This is a genomic window from Burkholderia sp. B21-005, assembly GCF_020843965.1.
Lineage (GTDB): Bacteria > Pseudomonadota > Gammaproteobacteria > Burkholderiales > Burkholderiaceae > Burkholderia > Burkholderia ambifaria.
In genome coordinates, this window is the sequence record NZ_CP086302.1 from 1,853,603 (window position 1) to 1,875,030 (window position 21,428).

19 protein-coding genes and 1 pseudogene are annotated in these 21,428 nt (G+C 67.3%); 14 read left to right on the forward strand and 6 right to left on the reverse strand.

Going from position 1 to position 21,428, the window contains the following annotated elements; translation table 11 throughout:
* Nucleotides 1–185 precede the first annotated feature (185 nt).
* Nucleotides 186–722: a hypothetical protein gene (locus LMA02_RS24735; protein WP_228907887.1), complete on the forward strand. Its 537-nt coding sequence runs from the start codon at nucleotides 186–188 to the stop codon at nucleotides 720–722.
* 100 nt (nucleotides 723–822) lie between these two features.
* Here LMA02_RS24735 and LMA02_RS24740 read toward each other — a convergent pair whose 3' ends face one another.
* Nucleotides 823–1,719, reverse strand: a complete 897-nt coding sequence (locus LMA02_RS24740) for a glutamate/aspartate ABC transporter substrate-binding protein (RefSeq protein ID WP_006752358.1) — start codon at nucleotides 1,717–1,719, stop codon at nucleotides 823–825.
* A gap of 422 nt (nucleotides 1,720–2,141) precedes the next feature.
* Here LMA02_RS24740 and LMA02_RS24745 point away from each other — a divergent pair, with 422 nt between their 5' ends.
* The 4 genes from LMA02_RS24745 (at nucleotide 2,142) to LMA02_RS24760 (ending at nucleotide 8,105) form a co-directional block, all read left to right on the forward strand.
* Nucleotides 2,142–3,800 carry a S8 family peptidase gene (locus LMA02_RS24745; RefSeq protein ID WP_228907888.1) on the forward strand — a complete coding sequence of 553 codons (1,659 nt, stop codon included), beginning with the start codon at nucleotides 2,142–2,144 and terminating at the stop codon, nucleotides 3,798–3,800.
* Between the two features lie 419 nt (nucleotides 3,801–4,219).
* Nucleotides 4,220–4,474: a hypothetical protein gene (locus tag LMA02_RS24750; protein WP_228907889.1), complete on the forward strand. Its 255-nt coding sequence runs from the start codon at nucleotides 4,220–4,222 to the stop codon at nucleotides 4,472–4,474.
* 47 nt (nucleotides 4,475–4,521) lie between these two features.
* Nucleotides 4,522–7,293, forward strand: a complete 2,772-nt coding sequence (gene mgtA, locus LMA02_RS24755; RefSeq protein WP_228907890.1) for a magnesium-translocating P-type ATPase — start codon at nucleotides 4,522–4,524, stop codon at nucleotides 7,291–7,293.
* Between the two features lie 68 nt (nucleotides 7,294–7,361).
* The gene (locus LMA02_RS24760; protein ID WP_228907891.1) at nucleotides 7,362–8,105 is read left to right on the forward strand and encodes a transporter; all 744 of its coding nucleotides are present in this window, start codon (nucleotides 7,362–7,364) and stop codon (nucleotides 8,103–8,105) included.
* Nucleotides 8,106–8,177: 72 nt separating this feature from the next.
* On the opposite strand, the gene LMA02_RS24765 is transcribed toward LMA02_RS24760, so the two are convergent.
* Nucleotides 8,178–8,462, reverse strand: coding sequence for a transcriptional regulator (locus tag LMA02_RS24765; protein WP_166724982.1), 285 nt, complete (start codon nucleotides 8,460–8,462; stop codon nucleotides 8,178–8,180).
* Nucleotides 8,463–8,534: 72 nt separating this feature from the next.
* Nucleotides 8,535–9,410: a LysR family transcriptional regulator gene (locus tag LMA02_RS24770; protein WP_228907892.1), complete on the reverse strand. Its 876-nt coding sequence runs from the start codon at nucleotides 9,408–9,410 to the stop codon at nucleotides 8,535–8,537.
* A gap of 93 nt (nucleotides 9,411–9,503) precedes the next feature.
* Between LMA02_RS24770 and LMA02_RS24775 the strand changes: the two genes are divergently transcribed.
* The 6 genes from LMA02_RS24775 to LMA02_RS24800 all read left to right on the forward strand — a co-directional run bounded on the left by LMA02_RS24775 (nucleotide 9,504) and on the right by LMA02_RS24800 (nucleotide 14,011).
* Nucleotides 9,504–9,740, forward strand: coding sequence for a hypothetical protein (locus LMA02_RS24775; RefSeq protein WP_228907893.1), 237 nt, complete (start codon nucleotides 9,504–9,506; stop codon nucleotides 9,738–9,740).
* Between the two features lie 197 nt (nucleotides 9,741–9,937).
* On the forward strand, nucleotides 9,938–11,017 hold the full coding sequence (locus LMA02_RS24780; protein WP_228907894.1) for a serine hydrolase: 1,080 nt from the start codon (nucleotides 9,938–9,940) through the stop codon (nucleotides 11,015–11,017).
* Between the two features lie 46 nt (nucleotides 11,018–11,063).
* Complete coding sequence (locus tag LMA02_RS24785) at nucleotides 11,064–11,306, forward strand: DUF7661 family protein (RefSeq protein ID WP_228907895.1); 243 nt, start codon at nucleotides 11,064–11,066, stop codon at nucleotides 11,304–11,306.
* 161 nt (nucleotides 11,307–11,467) lie between these two features.
* Nucleotides 11,468–11,923, forward strand: a complete 456-nt coding sequence (locus LMA02_RS24790; RefSeq protein WP_228907896.1) for a MarR family winged helix-turn-helix transcriptional regulator — start codon at nucleotides 11,468–11,470, stop codon at nucleotides 11,921–11,923.
* Nucleotides 11,924–11,993: 70 nt separating this feature from the next.
* Nucleotides 11,994–12,557, forward strand: coding sequence for an isochorismatase family protein (locus tag LMA02_RS24795; protein ID WP_228907897.1), 564 nt, complete (start codon nucleotides 11,994–11,996; stop codon nucleotides 12,555–12,557).
* Nucleotides 12,554–14,011, forward strand: coding sequence for a DHA2 family efflux MFS transporter permease subunit (locus LMA02_RS24800; RefSeq protein ID WP_228907898.1), 1,458 nt, complete (start codon nucleotides 12,554–12,556; stop codon nucleotides 14,009–14,011). Before LMA02_RS24795 ends, LMA02_RS24800 begins: the two co-directional genes overlap by 4 nt.
* Nucleotides 14,012–14,023: 12 nt before the next feature.
* On the opposite strand, the pseudogene LMA02_RS24805 reads toward LMA02_RS24800, so the two are convergent.
* Nucleotides 14,024–14,218, reverse strand: a pseudogene (locus LMA02_RS24805) (sodium-independent anion transporter); the annotation flags it as partial.
* The gene (locus LMA02_RS24810; protein WP_228907899.1) at nucleotides 14,214–14,870 is read right to left on the reverse strand and encodes a hypothetical protein; all 657 of its coding nucleotides are present in this window, start codon (nucleotides 14,868–14,870) and stop codon (nucleotides 14,214–14,216) included. The gene LMA02_RS24810 and the pseudogene LMA02_RS24805, both read right to left, overlap by 5 nt.
* 404 nt (nucleotides 14,871–15,274) lie before the next feature.
* On the opposite strand from LMA02_RS24810, the gene LMA02_RS24815 reads away from it, so the two are divergent.
* Nucleotides 15,275–16,516: a mechanosensitive ion channel family protein gene (locus LMA02_RS24815; RefSeq protein ID WP_228907900.1), complete on the forward strand. Its 1,242-nt coding sequence runs from the start codon at nucleotides 15,275–15,277 to the stop codon at nucleotides 16,514–16,516.
* Between the two features lie 67 nt (nucleotides 16,517–16,583).
* Here LMA02_RS24815 and LMA02_RS24820 read toward each other — a convergent pair whose 3' ends face one another.
* Nucleotides 16,584–18,005 (reverse strand): PLP-dependent aminotransferase family protein, encoded by a 1,422-nt coding sequence (locus tag LMA02_RS24820; protein ID WP_228907901.1) that lies wholly within the window; start codon nucleotides 18,003–18,005, stop codon nucleotides 16,584–16,586.
* A gap of 153 nt (nucleotides 18,006–18,158) precedes the next feature.
* Here LMA02_RS24820 and LMA02_RS24825 point away from each other — a divergent pair, with 153 nt between their 5' ends.
* On the forward strand, nucleotides 18,159–20,483 hold the full coding sequence (locus LMA02_RS24825) for an FdhF/YdeP family oxidoreductase (protein WP_228907902.1): 2,325 nt from the start codon (nucleotides 18,159–18,161) through the stop codon (nucleotides 20,481–20,483).
* 12 nt (nucleotides 20,484–20,495) lie between these two features.
* Nucleotides 20,496–21,416 carry a bestrophin family protein gene (locus LMA02_RS24830; RefSeq protein WP_228907903.1) on the forward strand — a complete coding sequence of 307 codons (921 nt, stop codon included), beginning with the start codon at nucleotides 20,496–20,498 and terminating at the stop codon, nucleotides 21,414–21,416.
* The last annotated feature ends 12 nt before the right edge of the window (nucleotides 21,417–21,428 follow it).

Below are 21,428 nucleotides of genomic sequence, written 5' to 3' on the forward strand. Positions count from 1 at the left end.
AAACGGGCCGTTCATGGGCGTTGGCGAGTCGCCCCGGGCACCCCACCCAGCCTCGTCCCGCGGTCCCGCCCCGGTTTTAAGCCAGATTTAAGCCGGCGCTCGCATAGTCGCTCGTGGCTCCGTCCGTGAGCCGCACGATTCGTTCATTGTTGATTCGATCAGTCTCGTTTGATGGAGATCCGAACATGCGATTCCGTTCGTATTGGGCGGCGGGCACGCTGGCGCTGATGCCCGTGCTCGCCATGGCCGGGCAAGCCGACGCCGCTCCGGCCGCACAACCGATGTTCGTCAATGTGAATGGGCAGGCCGTGCCCGTGAAAGCCGATACGCGCGTCGTTCAGACCGCCGTCGGCCCGATGCAGGTCCGCACGTGGAGCTGGCACAGCCCGCATGGCGGCGCGAGCTTCGAGATGCAGACGTCGTCGGCGGGCAGCATGCCGCCCGCGGCCGCGTTGCGGCAGATGCAGGTCGCGCAGTATCAGATGCAGGCGGCCCAGGCGCAGATGGTTGCCATGCAGCAGATGATGGCGCTGCAGCACGTCGCGCTCGCCAACGCGTTCGCGATGCCGATGCCGCAGCCGGTCGGGTTCGCGATGCCGCCGTGGGCAATGCCGGAACCGGTCGTCGTGATCGTGCCGGCGCAACCGTCCACGCGTGCGCTGGCGCCGGCCCCGTCGGCACCGGCCAGGCCGGCCGCGCGCGGGCCGGAAATCAAGGCCTAACGCCCGGTTCCGTCGCGCAAGCGACCGGGCCGGAAACCGAAACCGCCGGCATAGGCCGGCGGTTTTTCATTTGCGATGCAATTCCACCACGACGCGCCGCTCAGTACTGTGCCTGATCCGTCGGATTCCTGAACAGCTGCTTCATCTCCGGCGACAGTGGATAGTTGAGGCTCACGCCCTTCGGCGGAATCGGCTGCATGAACCACTGGTCGTAGAGCTTCTCGGCCGCGCCGGAAGTCTGCAGCTTCGCGATCACGCCGTCGACCACGTGCTTGAACGCAGGATCGTCCTTGCGCATCATACAGGCGTAGTTTTCATGGACGAGCGGCGTGCCGGCCACCGTGTACGCGCCCGGGTTGCGGTCCTTCGCGATCTCGCCGTACAGCAGCGGCTCGTCCATCACGAACGCCACCGCGCGCCCCGTCGTGACGTTCATGAACGCTTCGGCGTGGTCCTTCGCGCTGATGATCGTCATGTTCATCCCCTTCTCCTCGTTGAGCTTGCGCAGCAGCCGCTCGTCCGACGTGCCGGCCGTCGTCGCGACCGTCTTGCCGGCCAGGTCCGTGAAGTCCTTCACGCCCGAATCCTTGCGCGTGCTGAAACGGATCCCGTACAAGAAGATGCTGTTCGAGAACGCGGCCTGCTTCTGCCGCTCCAGCGTGTTGGTCGTCGACCCGCACTCGAAGTCGATCGTGCCGTTCTGCAGCAGCGGAATCCGGTTCTGCGACGTGATCGGGATTTCCTTCACCGTCAGGTTCGGCGCCTTCAGCTCCGCCTTGAGCGCGTCGATGATGCGCGCCGCGATGTCGCGCGAGTAGCCGATGTTCTTCTGCTGGTTGTCCGAATACGAGAACGGCACCGACGATTCACGGATACCGAGCGACACGATGCCCGTGTCCTTGATCTTCTTCAGCGTGCCGGTGAGCGCCTGCGCGTGCGCAGTGCCTGCCAGTGCACAGGTCAGCGCGACGGCCAGCCAACGGAAGCGGCGATCCATGCTTTTCTCCTGACGAAACGTTGATCGAATCGCGATCGTACGCCCGACAAAATTCGCGTCGCATCAGGGAAAGCGTAAGGAGCCTGCCGGCGCGGCCGCGCGCGGGCGCCGAATTTGCCGTGGCGCGCAAACGCGCGTGGATCCCACGTCGCGCCCGACCGGACGCATTCGGTCGCGTCCTGCCTGCCGTGTCGTGGGCATCCGACCCGCAATCATGCTGCGACGCAGCAACGCAATCGTTTGCGGTAATCGGATTTTTTCTCCTAAAACGACTCAAGAAGCGCGCGCGGCAGCCGTTACCCAGTGCATGGCGCGTCGCAGCAACCTCGCGGCATACGTCAGACAAAAACGACAAGGTCCGGTGTTCCTCCGGACCCGGCACGACCGCCAGCACGACGGTTATCTACGAGGATCGCTTCACCATGAGAGCCACACGTTTCAATTTCGCGCTGGCCCGCTCCGCTCATGCGCGCATGCTCGCCGGCATGCTGTCCGCCGCCGCCCTGCTTCCGCTCGCCGGCTGCGGCGGCGGTGGCGGCGACGGCAGCAACCCGTCTTCCTCCAACGCGGCTCCTGCCCCCGCGCCGTCGCCCGCCCCGACCCCGGCCCCGACGACCCCGCCCGCGACCAGCGGCAACAACGCGTGCACGACGCAGCAGGCCGCCGCGCAGATGGCCGCCCAGACCACCGCGCCGGCCGAGCCGCCGGTCGATCACCTGATCGTCAAGCTGAAGACGCTGACGGCCACGCGCGCGATGGCGGCGCTCGACACCGGCACGCGGCTCGACGCGGTGATCCAGCGCTCGATCACGCGCTGGTCGGCACCGACTGCGACCAGCGCCGCACGTGCGTATGCCGCCGCGACGGCGTCGCAGGCATCGCTGAACGTGCAGGTCGAGCGGACGCTGTCGGATGGCGCGGCCGTGCTGTCGATCGGCCAGCGTATCGCGTCCGGCGACGCGGCGGCGCTCGCGCAGGCCTTCGCGGCCGACGGCGACGTCGACTACGCGGAACCGGATCACCCGATGCGGATCCGCGACACGCCGAGCGACCCCGCATACAGCCAGCAGTGGTATCTGTCCGATGCGAGCGTCGGCATCAACACGCCGCCCGCCTGGACGCGGACCAAGGGTACGCCGACGGTCGTCACGGCCGTGCTCGACACCGGCTACCGGCCGCACCCCGACCTCGTCGGCAACCTGCTGCCCGGCTACAACTTCATCTCGAACGTCAACACGAGCAACAACGGCCAGACGCGCGGCACCGATGCGACCGATCCGGGCGACTGGGTCACGCAGCAGGAACTCGACGATGCCAGCGGCCCGTACTATCACTGCGCAAGCGAACCGAGCACCAGCAGCTGGCACGGTACACGCGTGATGGGCGTGATCGGCGCGAACGCCAACAACGGTATCGGCGTCGCCGGCGTGTCGTGGCTCGGCCGGATCCTGCCGGTGCGCGTGCTCGGCAAGTGCGGCGGCAAGACCAGCGACATCGCCGACGCGATGCGCTGGGCGGCCGGCATTCCGGTCGCCGGCGTGGCAACCAACCCGAATCCCGCGAAGATCATCAACCTGAGCCTGGGCGGGGTCGGCGCGTGCAGCGCGACGTTCCAGCAGGCAATCGACGACGTGAACGCGAAGGGCGTGACCGTCGTCGTCGCCGCCGGCAACGACGGCCTGTCGACCGCGTTCGACCAGCCCGCGAACTGCCGCGGCGTGATCAGCGTCGGCGCGACGGACGCGACCGGCCGCCGCGCATCGTTCAGCAACTTCGGTTCCGACGTCGCGCTGAGCGCACCGGGCGTCAGCATCCTGTCGACCGCCAACAGCGGCACCACGACGCCGGGCGCCGACACGTACGGCTCCGCGAGCGGCACGAGTCTCGCGACGCCGCAGGTATCGGGCATCGTCGGGCTGATGTTGTCGGTGAACGGCAACCTCACACCCGCGCAGATCCAGCAGAAGCTGCAAGGCGGCGCGCGTGCGGCGATGCTGCCGGCCAGCACGTCGTGCACCGCGCTGCCGGCCGGCGCCGGCATCGCCGATGCAGGCGCCGCCGTCACGGCGGCCATGCAGTAAGCCGCACGCTGCGTCAACGCAACCGCGCGCATGCGTTGCCATGCGCGCGGTTTTTTTCATGTGCGGAGCCGACGTCGCCGCGCTAACGTTCTGCAAGAATTGCCTGAAAATAAAGGGCGGAAAAAAGGTTGACGCTTCGCACGACGACCCATTACCATCGCCCCGTCTGATTACATGGAGTGTTCTGTGAACACCGATGCGAGTTGTAGTTGGTCCTCGACCAACTTGACTGCTGCCTGAGGAAACCGCGCAGAGCCTCGTCTTCTGCCGCATCCCGGGAAGCAGGATGCGGCGCCCTTCCGGCCTGATTACCGGCCAGAATCCCCCGCCAAATTTTTTCGATATCGCCGAATGCCCGCGCCGCGTAACCGTACGCTGCCGCGCGTGTATTCGTGCTGCGCGCCGCGCGAGCTGCGCGCATGTTCCGTTCGCGTGCCATTGCGCCGCGCGCCTTCGTGCGTGCGCGGCTGCCGATCGCCCGTGCCCGCTACCCGCAACCGACAGGAGTGCAGATGAACTCGGACGACAGTAGTCGATTATCGCTCGCCGGTGCGCCGCTGCGCATCGATCCGCCGACCGCAACACTCCGCGCGCCGGCGAGCGTTCCCCCCTTTACCGATCCACACCCGATCGCGCCTGACGCGACGCGGCGGGGAGCGCTCGTGCGTCGATAACGTCACGGTCGCTCCCCGCCCGCCGCCTCGTGCGCAAGGAGCGACTCATGACACAACGCAAACCCACGCAAAAGAAACAGCGCGGCTTCATCAACGCCGGCACCGGTCAGCAGAACGAACCGCGCATCATGCGCGCCGCGCAGGAAGCGGCCCGCCCGCTCGAAGAAACCTTCAAGTCGCTGCGCACCAGCACGCGCGGCCTGACCTACGACCAGGCCGCCGATCGTCTTCAGCACCACGGTCCGAACGAAATCGCGCACGACAAGCCGCCGCACTGGACCCGCCAGCTGCTGCACGCGTTCCACAATCCGTTCGTCTATGTGCTGCTGGTGCTGGCCGCGATCAGCTTCTGCACCGACGTCTACTTCGCGGCGCCCGGCGAGCGAGAGTACGTCGGCATGACGATCCTGCTGACGATGGTCACGATCAGCGCGCTGCTGCGCTTCGTGCAGGAATTCCGTTCGCTGCGGGCGGCCGAAAAGCTCAAGGCGATGGTCCGCACGACGGCGACCGTGCAGCGCTCGGTGACCGACACGTCCGAGCCGGCGCGCCGCGAGGTGCCGATGCGCGAAGTGGTGGTCGGCGACATCGTGCATCTGTCGGCCGGCGACATGATTCCCGCCGACGTGCGCCTGCTCGCGTCGCGCGACCTGTTCATCAGCCAGGCCGTGCTGACCGGCGAAGCGCTGCCGGTCGAGAAGTACGACACGCTCGGCGCGGTCGCCAGCAAGTCGGCGAACACGGGCATGGCCGGCACGCCGGGCACGGCGAACGACGCGTCGACGTCGCTGCTCGATCTCGAAAATGTGTGCTTCATGGGCACCAACGTGGTAAGCGGCACCGCGACGGCCGTCGTCGTCGCGACCGGCGAGGACACCTACTTCGGTTCGCTCGCGCGCAACGTCGTGAGCCACAAGCGCATCGAGACGAGCTTCGATCGCGGCGTCGCGAGCGTGAGCTGGCTGCTGATCAAGTTCATGTTCGTGATGGTGCCGATCGTGTTCATGATCAACGGCCTGACCAAGGGCGACTGGCTGAGCGCGCTCACGTTCGCGCTTGCGGTGGCCGTCGGCCTCACGCCCGAGATGCTGCCGATGATCGTCAGCGCGAACCTCGCGCGCGGCGCGATCGCGATGGCGCGCCGCAAGGTCGTCGTGAAGCGGCTGAACTCCGTGCAGAACTTCGGCGCGATGGACGTGCTGTGCACCGACAAGACCGGCACGCTCACGCAGGACAAGATCATCCTCGAACACCATCTCGACCTGTCCGGCCACAAGAACGAGGACATCCTGCGGCTCGGCTGGCTGAACAGCTTCCATCAGAGCGGCCAGAAGAACCTGATCGACATCGCCGTGGTCGCGCGCGCCGACGAGATCGGCGAGCGCGTGAAGCCGCAAGGCTACAAGAAGATCGACGAGCTGCCGTTCGATTTCGTGCGCCGCCGCCTGTCGGTCGTCGTCGAGGACACGCACGGCACGCACCTGCTGATCTGCAAGGGCGCGGTCGAGGAAATGCTCTCGGTGTCGACCCATGTGCAGGACGAGGACGGCGTGCGCCCGCTCGACTTCGTCGCGCGCAAGCGGCTGCTCGAACAGGCGAACGCGTACAACGAGGACGGCTTCCGCGTGCTGGTGCTCGCGACGCGCACGATCCCGCGCGGCGACGAACGCGAGCAGTACCGCACCGCCGACGAGCGCGACCTCGTCGTGCGCGGCTTCCTGACCTTCCTCGATCCGCCGAAGGAATCGGCCGCGCCGGCGCTCGCCGCGCTGCGCGAGAACGGTGTGTCGGTGAAGGTGCTGACGGGCGACAACCCGACCGTCACGATGAAGGTCTGCCGCCAGGTCGGCCTCCAGCCGGGCAAACCGGTGCTCGGCGCCGAAATCGAGGCGCTCGACGACGCGACGCTCGCGCAGGTCGTCGAACGCACGACGGTGTTCGCGAAGCTCACGCCGCTGCAGAAGGCGCGCATCGTGAAGGCACTGCAGGCGAACGGCCACACGGTCGGCTTCCTCGGCGACGGCATCAACGACGCGCCCGCGCTGCGCGACGCCGACGTCGGCATTTCGGTCGACAGCGGCGCCGACATCGCGAAGGAAACCGCCGACATCATCCTGCTCGAAAAGAGCCTGATGGTGCTCGAGGAAGGCGTGATCAAGGGTCGCGAGACGTTCGGCAACATCCTGAAGTACCTGAACATGACCGCCAGCTCGAACTTCGGCAACGTGTTCTCGGTGCTCGTCGCCAGCGCGTTCCTGCCGTGGGAGCCGATGCTCGCGACCCAGCTGCTGGTGCTGAACCTGATCTACGACACGTCGCAGATGCTGCTGCCGTGGGACCGGATGGATCCGGAGTTCCTGAAGAAGCCGCGCAAGTGGGAAGCCGGCAACATCAGCCGTTTCATGCTGTGGGTCGGCCCGACGTCGTCGGTGTTCGACATCACGACGTACATCCTGATGTGGACCGTGTTCGGCGCGGGCGCGATGTATCACCTGCACGGCGGCACGGGCGGCCAGGTCGTGATGAACTCGGGCTGGTTCATCGAGAGCCTCGTGTCGCAGACGCTCGTCGTGCATCTGCTGCGCACGCAGAAGATCCCGTTCCTGCAGAGCACGGCCGCACTGCCGGTGCTGCTGTCGACGTTCACCGCGATCGCCATCGGCTGCTGGCTGCCGTTCTCGCCCTTCGCAGATTCGCTCGGCTTCATGCACCTGCCGGGTAGCTACTGGCTGTGGCTCGCGGCGACGATGGTCGGCTACATCCTGCTCGCGCAGATCGTCAAGACGATCTATGTGCGTCGCTACAAGCAGTGGTTCTGATTTCCTCCGGACGACGGCGTGCCGGCCCGCTCGGGGCCGGCCGCCGCCGACGCACCAAGGGTAACGTGATGAAAAGAATGCTTCCGCTCGCGGCCGCGAGCGCCCTGCTCGCGCCACTCGACGCCTTTGCCGCCCACCCGCTCGTCAGCGACGACCCGGGCACCCAGGGCAACGCGAACTGGCAGTTCGAGCTCAATGCCGAGGAAACCTCGAAACAGGACGAAAACGGCCGCCACCAGATGTGGAATGCGACGCTCACGCGCGGCTTCGGCGAACGCGTCGACCTCTACGTCAACGCGCCCTACACGCATCTGCAAACGCGTACCGACGAGAATGGCGCCGGGTTCGGCGATGTCGAGATCGGCATGAAGTGGCGGTTTGTCGAACGCGGGCCGCTGTCGCTCGCGCTGAAGCCGATGGCGACGATGCCCACAGGCAACGACCGGCGCGGGCTCGGCACCGGCCGCGTGGGAACCGGCGCGACGCTGCTCGCGCAAATCGACGTTTCGCAGTTCTCGTTTCTCGCGAATGCGGGAATGACGTACCAGCCGAATCGTCAGGGCGACCTGACGGCGATCTGGGCCGTCTCGGGCGCGGCGATCTACAAGGCGACCGACACGCTGCAGATCGTGGCGGACGTCGGCACGTCGCGCAACGCGGAAAGCGGCGCCGGCGCGAATCCTGCGTTCGTGATCGCGGGTGCGATCTATTCGCCCAAGCCCTGGCTCGATCTCGACGTCGGCTACCGACACGGACTGAACGACCAGACCTACCGTCACTCCGTGATGGGCGGATTGACGGTGCGGTGGTGATGCCGCGGTGATGCGGCCGATGCCGCATGTCGAACCTTCGTGCGACGGACCGCCTTTGGGCGGTCCGTTTTTTCATCCGGCGTCGTTCGCGCCGAACAGTTGCGCGCACACGGCGCGCCCCTCTTCGGTCAATGCGGCACTGCCGGTGCCGTCGTCGCTCAGCGTCGTCGCGCTCAGGCCGGCGGCGTCGAGTTGCGTCAGCACGCGACGCAGCGTGCTCATCGGCAATTGCGTGCGCTTCGCGATCTTCGGCAGCGACCAGGTCTTGCCGGACGGATCGGTCGCGGCTTCGTGCAGCGTCGCGAGCGTCGCGACGAGTGCGGGATCGAGTGGAGCGTCGTCGGATTCTGAAGTCATCGAGTCGGATTCGTGAGCCGGCGCCGGGCCGGCATTCAGGAAGGATGCCATCGCGAACACTATACGCCGCCGTTACGCGCTCTTGATCGCCGCGCGCATGAACGACACGAAACGCGTGGTCACTGGATCGTCGCGGTCGGACAGCCATGCGAGCCCGACGCGCCATTTCGCGTCCCGGCCGTCGAGCGGCAGGACGGTCGCGTCGCGCAGCAGGTACTGCGCGCCCGACGGAATGAATGCGACGCCCACCCCGGCCGCAACCGACGTGAGCACCGATTGCACGTCCTCCGCCTGCTGCGTGACCTGCGGCACGAAGCGCCGCTCGACGCACCATCGGTCGATCTGCGCGGCGAGCCCCGGGCCGCGCGCGCGCTGCAGCGCGATGAAACCGATCTCGTTCAGCACGTCGAGATCGGCCGGCACGCGCTTGAAACCGAGATGCGGCGGCACCGCGAGCGCGAGCGCCTCGTCGATCACCTTGAACGACGACAGCCCTTCATCGGACGGCAGACGCAGGAAGCCGGCGTCGAGCTTGCCGGCGCGCAGCCGGCGTGTTTGCTCGGACGACGACAGATCGCTCAGCGTGACCGCGATACCCGGATTGCGGCGACGGAATTCCGCGACGAGTTTCGGCACGAGCGTCAGCACGGACAGGCAGATGCCGAGCCGCAGATGCCCGCGCTGTCCGCTGGTCGCCTCCCGCGCACGCGCGAGGATCTCGTCGGCATCGCGCACGAGCGCCTGCGCATCGGGCAGGAAGCGTTCGCCGAACGGCGTCAGTTCCGCACCGTGCCGTCCGCGCTCGAACAGCTTGCCGCCGAGGCTCGCCTCGAGCGCGCCGATCTGCTTGCTCAACGCCGGCTGGCTCATGTGCAGCGCGTCGGCCGCGCGGCTGAAATGGCTGAGTTCGGTGACCGTCAGGAAGGTGCGCAGCAGTTTCAATTCCATTCTTTAAAGGAATCGTATCGATCGAAGCATTCATTTTACTGATCGAACGGGGTGACGTTCAATACGGGCATGCCCCTCCTGGAATTCACTGTCATGTCCGTTGATCATGCGGCCGAGTGCCTGACCGATATCTCGTGCGACACGGTGGTCGCCGACGAAAGCCGTGTCGAGCCCGATGCGCCGGCGCCCGAGCGTCGTGCCGCACGTGTCGACGGACGCAGCCGCCGCTTTCGCTTCGGCGATGCGCTGGACGACGCGCCTCCGCGCGCCGTCGCGGGTTCGATCGCGATCAGCTTCGCGGTCGTGTCGCGGCGGAACTGGCCGCGCTGAACCGGCTCCTCGCGCGCATTCCGCCGGACGCGCACCTTCGATCCTCCGCAAAAAAACAGCAGGAATCCGCCCGCATCACGCACCATTGCGTACACATCGATCGTCATCGCCACGCGATCGACCTTATAATTTCCCGCACCCGCTCACCGCCCATGCATTTCGCGCCGCCGCAACGCGCGTGAAAAGGAGACTTTCGCTTGACCGGCCTCATCGCGCGCCTGCCTCGCGCCCGGACCACCCTGATCCTCGCCCTCTCGTTCCTGACACTCGCGTTCGCAACGAACGCGTCCGCGCAGCGCGCGCAGCCGCATCGCACCGCGGCGGCGCATGCGCAGGCGAAAGTCGTCAAGAAGACCCCCGCCCACCGCAAGAACAAGGCCGTCAAGCACCGCCGCCCGCGCGTCAAGCATCACTCGGTCAAGCGTCACGCCGCACCCGCGCCGCAGCACCGGCGCGCGAAACGCACGAATGCGGTTCGCCCGCGTCCCGCCGCGAAGCCGCGTCTGCTCGCGAGCTGCGGCTACAGCCCGCGCGCGGTGCGCTCGCTGCACTCACGCGCGGCCTACGTGCTCGACGTCGATTCCGGCACGCCGCTGCTGGCCCGCAACGCAGGCACCGTGCGGCCGATCGCGTCGATCTCGAAGCTGATGACCGCCGTGGTCGCGCGCGACGTGGACCGGCCGCTGAACGGCGTGCTGCGCGTCACCTCACGCGACCGCGACACGATCAAGTTCACCGGTTCGCGGCTGCCGATCGGCGCCGAACTGTCGCGCCGCCAGATGTTCCATATCGCGCTGATGTCGTCGGAAAATCGTGCGGCTGCCGCGCTGAGCCGCGACTATCCGGGCGGCCGTGCCGCGTTCGTGAAGGCGATGAACCACGAGGCGCGCCGGCTCGGGATGCGCCATACGCATTTCCGCGAACCGACCGGGTTGTCTCCGCACAACGTGTCCACCGCCGAGGATCTCGCGCGGCTCGTCGGCGCGGCCGCGCAGGATCCGCTGATACGCTACTTCTCGACGGACACGTCGACCACCGTGCAGGCCGGCGACGGCGAACTGCTGTACGTGAACTCCGATCCGCTCGTCCGCAACGGCAGCCTGCCGATCCGGCTGCAGAAAACCGGCTTCATCAACGAATCGGGGCACGGCGTCGTGATGCGCATGCGTGTGAAGGGCCGCCGCGAAACGATCGTGCTGCTCGGCGCACCGACGCGCGCCGGCGTGTCGAGCGATGCGCTGAAGATCCATCGCTGGCTGAGCTGCTCGATCCAGTAAGCACGACGCGCGCGGCCGGCGCGTCCCCTCACGAAGGAGCGGTGCCATGCAGGACGAATACCGTTTCAATGCATTCGGGCGCCTGCTCGCCGTCGTGCGCTCGAATGGCCGCTGGACCGTGTTCGATCTCGGCGCCGAAGGCAAGCGGCGGCCGGCCAATCTGCAGATTCCGTCCGCGCTCGCCGCGGACGAACTCGCGCAATATCTCGGCGATCTGCTGCACGAGAATGCGTCGCCGAAGTACCACGACGTCGTGCCAGTTCCGGTTCCATCGCCGCGCCGCGCGTAGTACCAGGCCGCGCCGCTCACCCGCTCACCTGCTCATTCCACCAACCGGCCGCTGCCGCGCCAGCGCCCGCCGTCCCCCCGCCCGATCGCGCCCACGCACCGCGCATTCCGAACCCCCACTCAATTCGACAGCCAAACTTGCAAGTTTAACTGTCGTGTTCTATGCTCCATCGCATGACACCACCACGTACACCCGGCGTTTCCGCCGACACCGTCGCCACCGACCTGACCCTCGCGGTCGGCCAGTTGATCCGCCGGCTGCGCTCGGAGATCGACTCCGAAGGGCTCGGCATGTCGCAGACGAGCGCGCTCGCGCGGCTCGAACGACAGGGCCCGATGACGACCGCCGACCTCGCCCGCGCGGAGGCGATGAAGCCGCAGTCGATGAAGGCGATTCTCGCGAGCCTCGAGGAAGACGGGCTCGTCGAACGCGAGCCGCACCCGACCGACGGCCGCCAGATCCTGTTCCTGCTGACCGCGGCCGGCCGCGAAGCACGGCGCAAGCGCGACACCGCGAAGCACAAGTGGCTCGGCGCCGCGATCGAGAAGCTCGACCCTGAAGAGATCCGCACGCTCGCCGCCGCGATTCCGCTGATCCGGCGCATCGGCGAGCAATGACCGCCGCCTGCGTGCGGCGCGGCATCCGCGCGCACGCTTCCCTTTGCCCAATTCACGGAGCATCAGCACCATGAGCACAACCCGTCTCGACACGAACACGGCGCTCGTCGTCATCGACCTGCAAAAAGGCATCGTCGCGCTGCCCACGTCCCACCCGGTCGCCCCGGTGATCGAGCGCACGCGCGAACTGCTCGACGCATTCCGCGAGCGCGGGCTGCCGGTGGTACTCGTCAACGTCGCCGGCGGCGCGCCGGGCCGCACGCAGCAGCAGGCGCGTCTGGATGCCGTTCCTGCCGACTGGGCCGACCTCGTACCCGAACTGAACCGCCAGCCGGCCGACCACGTCGTGACGAAGAAGACCTGGGGCGCGTTCACCGCCACCGATCTCGACGCGTACCTGAAAGCAGCCGGCGTCACGCAGATCGTGCTGACCGGCGTCGCGACCAGCATCGGCGTCGAATCGACGGCACGCCAGGCGCACGAACTCGGCTACAACGTGACGCTGGCGATCGACGCGATGACAGACCTCAACGCGGACGCGCACACGAACAGCGTCGAACGGGTGTTCCCGCGTCTCGGCGAGACCGGTTCGACGCAAGAGATCCTCGCGCTGCTCGACCGGCGCGGCGCATGAACGACACGCGCGCTCGGCCGGCGCCGGGTCATGCGACCGCCCGGCTCGATCCGTCGATCTGGAAAGTCAGCGCGGTCGCGACGCTCGGCGGGCTGCTGTCGCAGCTCGACGCGACGATCGTCAACGTATCGCTGTCGAGCCTCGCGACCGACCTGCACGCGAGCCTGTCGACGATCCAGTGGGTGACGAGCGGCTACCTGCTCGCGCTCACGCTGGTGTTGCCGCTGAACGGCTGGCTGGTCGACCGCATCGGTGCGAAAGCGCTGTACCTGTGGTGTTTCTCCGCGTTCACGCTGACGTCGGCGCTGTGCGGGCTCGCGTGGTCCGCGCCGTCGCTGATCGCGTTCCGCGTGCTGCAAGGCGTCAGCGGCGGGCTGCTCGCGCCGATGGCGCAGATGATGATCGCGCGCGTGGCCGGCCAGCAGATGGCACGCGTGATCGGTTATGCGGCGGTGCCCGTGCTGATCGCACCGATCCTCGGCCCGGTCGTCGCCGGTGCGATCCTGCAGCACGCGTCGTGGCGCTGGCTCTTTCTCGTGAACCTGCCGGTCGGCGCGCTCGCGCTTGCGCTGGCCGTGTGGTTCCTGCCCGGCGACAGCGACGAAACGCAGCGGCGCGAGCTCGACTGGGTCGGTCTCGCGCTGCTGTCGCCAGCGCTCGTGCTGTTCCTGTATGGCGCGGAGCGGATCGACGCCGTGCCGGGTATCGCCGCAATCGCGGGTTCGGTGCTGCTGCTCGCGGCATTCCTGCGCGTCGAGCGACGCAAAGGCGAGCGTGCGCTGATCGATGTCGCGCTGTTTCGCGCGCGCGTGTTCGGCGCGGCCGCCGCCACGCAGTTCCTGTCGAACGGCGCGATCTACGCGGGCCAGATGCTGATTCCGGTGTTCCTGATCCAGGCGTGCGGCCGCTCGCCCGGCGAGATGGGCTGGCTGCTGGCCCCGCTCGGGCTCGGCATGCTCGTCACATATCCGTTGATGGGCGCGCTGACGACCCGGTTCGGCGTGCGCCGGCTGGCCGCCGCCGGCGCGATGCTCGCACTCGTCGCGACGCTGCCGATCGTGTATCTCGCGCTGGCCGGCTACGATCCCTACGTGCTGGTGCCCGCGCTGTTCCTGCGCGGGATGGGCCAGAGCGCGATCGGCATCCCGTCGATGTCTGCCGCGTATGCGTCGGTCGAACGGCGCAACCTGCCGATGGCGACGACGTCGCTCAATATCGTCCAGCGCCTGGGCGGCCCGACGTTCACGACGATCTGCACGCTGTTTCTCGCGTGGCGACTGCAGGCCGAATCCGTGTCGACGGGCGGCGCGCATGGGGTCGCCTACGCGTGGGCGTTCGGCCTGCTTTGCGCGCTGCACGCGGCGAGCTTCGTGACGACGCTGCGGCTGCCGCGATGGTCGAGCGGCGCGGGCGCACGGCCGACGGGGGCGCGCGAGCCGGTTCGCGCTGAATGACGGGGTCTCCTGCTACACGACAGCCGGTTCCTGCTGCGCCGGCGTCATGCCCGCTGCTGCCAGCGCCTGATGCAGCGTCGGGAAGATGCACGACGCGCCGACGATCTCCGTGATCCGGTGGCGCTCCGTGTCCGCATGCAGGTAACGGTTCACGCGCCCGAACAGCACGCCGATCCGGCGCGCGTGCAGCGCGTTGACGAGCTCAGCGAAGCCAAATTGGAATTCTCGCTGCTATCCAGTCGACCGTAGTGGGTGGCATCGAAATCGATCGCATGCCGTCGTACTGATCCGACGCATCGAAGTAGAACAATTTTCCATTGTGAATCTCGATAGGCTCGTAGCCCGGTCGCCCGCCCCAGAACACGAAAAACAGCCGGGTTGCCAGCGTCGATCCGTGTGCATCGGCCACGACGATTTTGACTTGCTCATTTTGATCGGCGAAAAGGCCGTTGCCGTGGCCGCCGCTTCCGCAGATGCTCACGATGTAGGTTGTGCCGCCGACCTGTTTAATACCGCCATTCAGTTTGGTGTTGTAGTCGTAGCGCTGACAATCGGTGTCGTCAGTCGTGATCCCGCGAACGCTGACGAGGTAGAAGAATCCCAAAAATCCGAGCATGACGATCGCCAGGCCTATGCGCTTCGCCCGACTCAAATGGCCCGAATTTCTAGCAAGCCGGTAGATGGGGAGGACCAAGGCGATCGACGTGATCGCGAAGATCGTGGGCTTCGCATTCTTGAATGAGAAAAGCGTGATCTCGCTCCTCACGTTGGCCGGCAAGAACATCGAGGCGATTGCGACAACCAGGCATACGGCAACCACGGCCAAAGTCACTTTGAGGATGGCAATGATTGCTCTCATTGCTTGGCCTGCGAGATGCCCGCGAACACGTCGCGGATGGCCGACGCGCGGCGAATCGGCAGAATGACCTTCGGCAGCCGCGCGCGTGACGGCTGGCTTTCGTTGGAATCTTGCATGCGTGAAATGCGTGGATGACCTGATCGACGTGGAAACGGGAGGCGCGAAGTCGTTCGCGCATCGTGCCCCGCGCGGGCATCGCGTGGCAAGTGCACAGTGTGTTGCGCGGCGTGAACCCCTGCGAAAACCACACAACGGTGAGGATGTCCGGGCGCCCCACAGCATGCATTCGCGCCATCCGGCCGGAACCCGATGGCACAATCACGGTCCCTTTCATGTGCCCTTCATCGGGCGCGCGCCGCATGGCGGCGCAGATTCAACGCACGAGAAGGACCCTGCCTGCCCTTATGACCCTGAACGAATCCTGGTTTGCGCCGCTCGTCGGCCTCCTCATCCTGCTCGCCGCCGCCGGCGCGATCACGGCCGCCGTCCATTTCCTGCTGTTCCGCGTGGTTGCGCGCATCGCGCGGCTGTCGGCCACGCGCATCGACGACGCGCTGTTCGAGTTCGGCGCATTCAAGTGGCTGAACCGCATCGTGCCGTTCGTCGTGATCAAGCTGGGGCTCGTGGCAGTGCCCGGGATTCCGGCCGTGGCCGCGCAGGCCGCCGACAAGGTGCTATTCGCGCTGATCGTGTTGCTGGTGTCGATGACGATCAGCGCGACACTGTCCGCGCTCGAACACACGCACCGCACGAGCCATCGCGACCAGCCGCGCCTGTCGCTGAAAGGCGCGATGCAGCTCGTCAAGCTCGTGATGTTCATCACGGCCGCGCTCGTCGTGATCGGCGACGCGACCGGCAAGCAGATCGGCCTGCTGCTGTCGGGCATCGGCGCGATGTCGGCGGTGCTGATGCTGATCTTCAAGGACACGCTGCTCGGCCTCGTCGCCGGCGTGCAGCTGTCGTCGAACGACATGCTGCGGATCGGCGACTGGATCACGATGCCGTCGGCCGGTGCGGACGGCACCGTCATCGACATCACGCTGAACACGGTGAAAGTCGCGAACTTCGATCACACGATCATCACGGTGCCGACGTGGAAGCTGATCACCGAGAGCTACCAGAACTGGCGCGGGATGACCGAAGCCGGCGGACGCCGCATCAAGCGTGCGCTGTTCATCGACGCAACGAGCGTACGCTTTCTCGATAACGACGAGATCGAGCGGCTCGAACGCCTGACGCTGCTGAAGGACTACCTGGAAGACAAGGTCGACGCGATCGCGCAATGGAACGGCACGCTCGGCACGGCAGGCGAATGCCCGGCGAACCGCCGCCAGCTGACGAATCTCGGCACGTTCCGCGCGTACGTCGCGAACTACCTGAAGGGCCATCCGCGAATCCGCCGCGACATGACGTGCATGGCGCGCCAGCTGCCGCTGACCGCCGAAGGCATTCCGCTCGAACTGTACTGCTTCACCGACACGACGAGCTGGGTCGACTACGAGACGATCCAGGCCGACCTGTTCGATCACCTGATCGCGGTGCTGCCGGAATTCGGGCTGCGCGTGTACCAGCACCCGTCGGGCTTCGACATGCGCCGGATGGCCGGCGCGGCGCAAGGCGAACTGCAGGCGCCGCACGCGCGGTAACGCTTGCCGCGGCGGCCCGCAACGGGCCGCCGCTCGCGATCCCGCAGCGCGCCTCACCGCGCGCCGCTCACAGCCCCGCGCACTCCGACGCGAGCCGCCCCAGCACTTTCAGCGCGTCCTCGATCTGCCGCGACCACGGATAGCTGTAGTTGAGCCGGATGAAATTCCGGTAATCGGCGCTCGCCGAGAACATATGGCCGGGCCCGACCGTGATGCCCTGCGCGAGCGCGAGCGCATACAGCTTCATCGCGTCGACCTGCGGCGGCAACTCGACCCACAGCACGTACCCACCCTGCGGCTGCGACAGCCGCGTGCCCGCCGGGAAGAAACGCCGCACCATCGCGCTCATCAGGCTCGCCTGCTGCGCATACTGCTTGCGCATCCGCCGCAGGTGGAAATCGTAGCCGTCGTGCTTCAGGTATTCGGCGATCGCGAGCTGCTCGATCGCGGGCGTGGCAAGCGTGTTCAGGAATTTCAGCTTCTCGACCTGGTCGCGGTAGCGGCCCGGCATCGCCCAGCCGATCCGGTAGCGCGGCGACAGGCTCTTCGTGAACGACGCACAGTGCAGCACGAGCCCGTCGCGGTCGTACGACTTCAGCGCGCTCGGTGTCGTATCGCCGAAATGCAGCTCGTGGTAGACGTCGCTCTCGATCGCGGGCACGCCGTGCTTCGCGAGCAGCTCGACGAGCGCGCGCTTGCGCGCATCGGGCATCTGAAAGCCGAGCGGATTCTGGAAATTCGGCATCACCATGCACGCGGCGATGCGCTCGCGCTCGAGGATCCGTTCGAGCGCGTCGAGATCGATGCCGTCGCCCGGATGCGTCGCCACCTCCAGCGCGCGCATGCCCATCCGCTCGATCGCGTGCAGCATCGCGTAGAACGTCGGCGACTCGACGGCGATCGTGTCACCCGGCCGCGCGACAGCCTGCAGGCACAGGTTGATCGCCTCGGTCGCGCCGATCGTCATCACGATCTCGCCGGGCTCGACCGCGATCCCGCGCTCCGCGTAGCGCCGCGCGATCTGGCGGATCAGTTCCTGATTGCCGGGCGGCAGGTCGTCGATCACGCCCCAGCGCGTGCGGCGCCGTCCGATCGCCTGCGCGTAGCGCGCAAGACGCTGCACCGGGAACTGCGACGCGTCGGGATACGGCGAACCGAGCGGCACCGCGTCGTCACGCGCGATCGAGCGCAGCGTCGACAGCACGAGCCGGCTCACGTCCACCGCCGACGGCTCGGCCGCCGGCGCCGACGTGTGCAGCTCGGCCTCGGCCGGCTCCGTGACCCGCGCCCGCACGAAATAACCCGACTGCGGCCGGCTCTCGATCAGGCCGCGGCTCTCCAGCACGAGATACGCGCGCAGCACGGTCGTCACGCTGAGCTGCTGCTGCCGGCTCGCCTGCCGCACCGACGGAATCCGCTCGCCCGACCGGTAGACGCCGCGCTCGATCTGCGCCTGCAGATCGTCGGCCAGTTGTTCGTAACGCTTCACGCGCCTCCCTTTCAACTTCCCTTCAAAAACACAGTTGCGGCCCGCACTGCCTGAATGGCCGAAACTGTACTCTTTTTTGAAGTCGAAAGGTGTACACACAGCAACCCGGGCGCCGCGCGTACTCTCACTGCATCGACCCTGAACACCCGCATCATGAAAAAAAAATCCGCCGCTCCGCGCATCGAACCGTATCACCACCCGGCCGCCGGCTGGGGCGCGCTGAAAGCCGTCGCGATCAACCTGATCAAGGAAAAGGTCACCGGCGGCAACTACCGCACGCTGCTGCGCCAGAACCAGCCGGACGGCTTCGACTGCCCGGGCTGCGCGTGGCCCGACCGCCAGCATGCGTCGACGTTCGAATTCTGCGAAAACGGCGTGAAGGCCGTTGCCGCCGAAGCGACGAGCAAGCGCGTGACGCCCGAATTCTTCGCCGCGCACACGGTCACCGAGCTGCTGGAACAGACGGATTTCGAGCTCGAACAGCACGGCCGCCTGACCGACCCGATGGTGTACGACGCCCGCACCGATCGCTACGTGCCGATCGCGTGGGACGACGCGTTCGAGCTGATCGCGCGCCACCTGCGTGCGCTGCCGGACCCGAACCAGGCCGCGTTCTACACGTCGGGCCGCGCGAGCAACGAGGCGGCGTTCCTGTATCAACTGCTGGTGCGGCGGTACGGCACGAACAACTTCCCCGACTGCTCGAACATGTGCCACGAGGCGACGAGCCGCGGGCTGCCGGCTTCGGTCGGCGTCGGCAAGGGTACCGTCACGCTCGACGATTTCGAGCACGCAGACATGCTGCTGATCTTCGGCCAGAACCCGGCGACCAACCATCCGCGGATGATGGGCGAGCTGCGCGAATGCGCGAAGCGCGGCGCGACGATCGTGTCGATCAACCCGCTGAAGGAACGCGGGCTCGAGCGCTTCGCCGATCCGCAGAGCCCGCTCGAGATGCTGACGATGTCCGGCACCGCGATCGCGTCGACGTTCATCCAGCCGACGATCGGCGGCGATTTCGCGCTGATCAAGGGGATGGCCAAGCGCGTGCTCGAACTCGACGACGCCGCGCGCGCCGCCGGCGCGCCGCGCGTGCTCGACACCGCGTTCATCGACGAACACACGGCCGGCTTCGACGCGTTCGCCGACGATCTGCGCCGCGAAAGCTGGCCGGCGCTGACGGCCGAAAGCGGTGTGTCGTACGACAAGATCGACGCCCTCGCGCAGCGCTATGCACGCAGCGAGCGCGTGATCGCGACGTGGGGGATGGGCATCACGCAGCACAAGCATTCGGTCGCGACCGTGCACATGCTGACGAACCTGATGCTGATGCGCGGCAACATCGGCCGCCCCGGCGCCGGCCTGTGTCCGGTCCGCGGCCACTCGAACGTGCAGGGCAACCGCACGGTCGGCATCGAGGAAAAGCCGTCGCAGGCGTTCCTCGACCGGCTCGGCCACGTGTTCGACTTCGAGCCGCCGCGCCATCACGGTTACGACGTCGTCGAGACGATCGAAGGCATGCTCGAAGGCCGCGTGAAGGTGCTGATCGGCCTCGGCGGCAACTTCGCGATGGCGACGCCCGACACGCCGCGCACGTGGGAAGGCCTGCGCCGCTGCGCGCTCTCCGTCCACATCACGACCAAGCTGAACCGCAGCCACCTGATCCACGGCCGCGACGCGCTGATCCTGCCGACGCTCGGCCGCACCGAGATCGACCTGCAGGACAACGTGCCGCAAGGCGTGACGGTCGAGGACTCGATGAGCATGGTCCACGTGTCGTACGGGATGAACAAGCCGGCTTCCGCGAACCTGATGTCGGAGCCGGCGATCGTCGCGCACATGGGTCACGCGCTGTTCGGCAGCGGCACGATCGACTGGCTCGCATACAAGGACGACTACGCGAAGATCCGCGACGCGATCGAAGCGACCCTCGACGGCTTCTACGACTACAACGCGCGCATCGCGCGGCCCGGCGGCTTCCACCTGCGCGTCGCGTCGCGCGATCGCGAATGGCTGACGCCGACGGGCAAGGCGAACTTCATCGCGCACGCGCTGCCGACCGACACGCCGATCCAGCGCGCCCGCGCGCTGCACGGCGAGCGCCTGATGACGCTGATGACGACACGCTCGCACGACCAGTACAACACGACCGTCTACGGGCTCGACGACCGGTATCGCGGCGTGTTCGGCCAGCGCCGCGTGGTGTTCGTCAACCACGACGACCTCGCGATGCTCGGCCTGAAGGCCGGCGAATGGGTCGACATGGAAACCGTGTGGCACGACGGCATCGAGCGGCGCGCCAACGGCTTCCTGCTCGTCGAATACGACATCCCGCGCGGCTGCATCGGCGCGTACTACCCGGAAACAAACCCGCTGGTGCCGCTCGACAGCGTGGGCGACGTGTGCAACACGCCGACGTCGAAGTCGGTGCCGGTCCTGCTGCATCGCGCGGCCGCGCCGGCGTCGGCTGCCGCCTGACGGAACGCCGCGATGATCGTTCGGCCGCGCGAGCACTGGCTGCGGATGCTGCTCGTCTGGAACGGATCGGTGCTGCCGACCATCCTGCCGCAGCTCGTGCTGACGCTCGCGATCAGCCTCGTCGCGGTGTGGGGCGGCGGCCGCGTGTTCGGCGAGAAGGTGCCGCTGAACCCGACGCCGTTCACGCTGATCGGCCTCACGCTCGCGATCTTCGCGGGGTTTCGCAACAACGCGAGCTACGAGCGCTACCGCGAGGGCCGGCAGCTGTGGGGCGGCGTGCTGACCGCCACGCGCACGCTGGTGTCGCAAGCACTCTGCTACGGCGCGATCGACGACGATGACGCCGCGCGGCAGGCGTTCGTGCGCAAGGTCATCGCGTTCGTCCATGCGCTGAAGCATCAGCTGCGCGGCACCGATCCGGCGGCGGACCTGCGCACGCTGCTCGACGACGGGACCCATGCGCGCATCGTCGCCGCCCGGTATGCGCCAATCGCGATCGTTCATGAACTGCGCGAAGCATTCGCCGCGCGCGCCGACGCCGGGCATCTCGCCGATACGCGGCTCTGGATGCTCGACGCGCGCCTCGACGATCTCGTGTCGATGGTGAGCGGCTGCGAGCGCATCGCATCGACGCCGATCCCGTTCTCGTACGACGTGCTGCTGCACCGGACCATCTACGCATACTGCGTGCTGCTGCCGTTCGGCCTGGTCGACTCGATCGGCGCGGCGACGCCGTTCGTCACAGTGTTCGTCGCGTATACGCTGATCGCGCTCGACGCGATCGCCCATGCGATCGCCGAGCCGTTCGGCGACGGGCCAAACCACCTCGCGCTCGATGCGATGACGCGGATGATCGAGCGCACGCTGCTCGAACTGAACCACGAGCCGCTGCCGGCGGAAGTGACGCCCGGTCCGGCGTATCGGCTCACCTGACGGGCCGGGCGC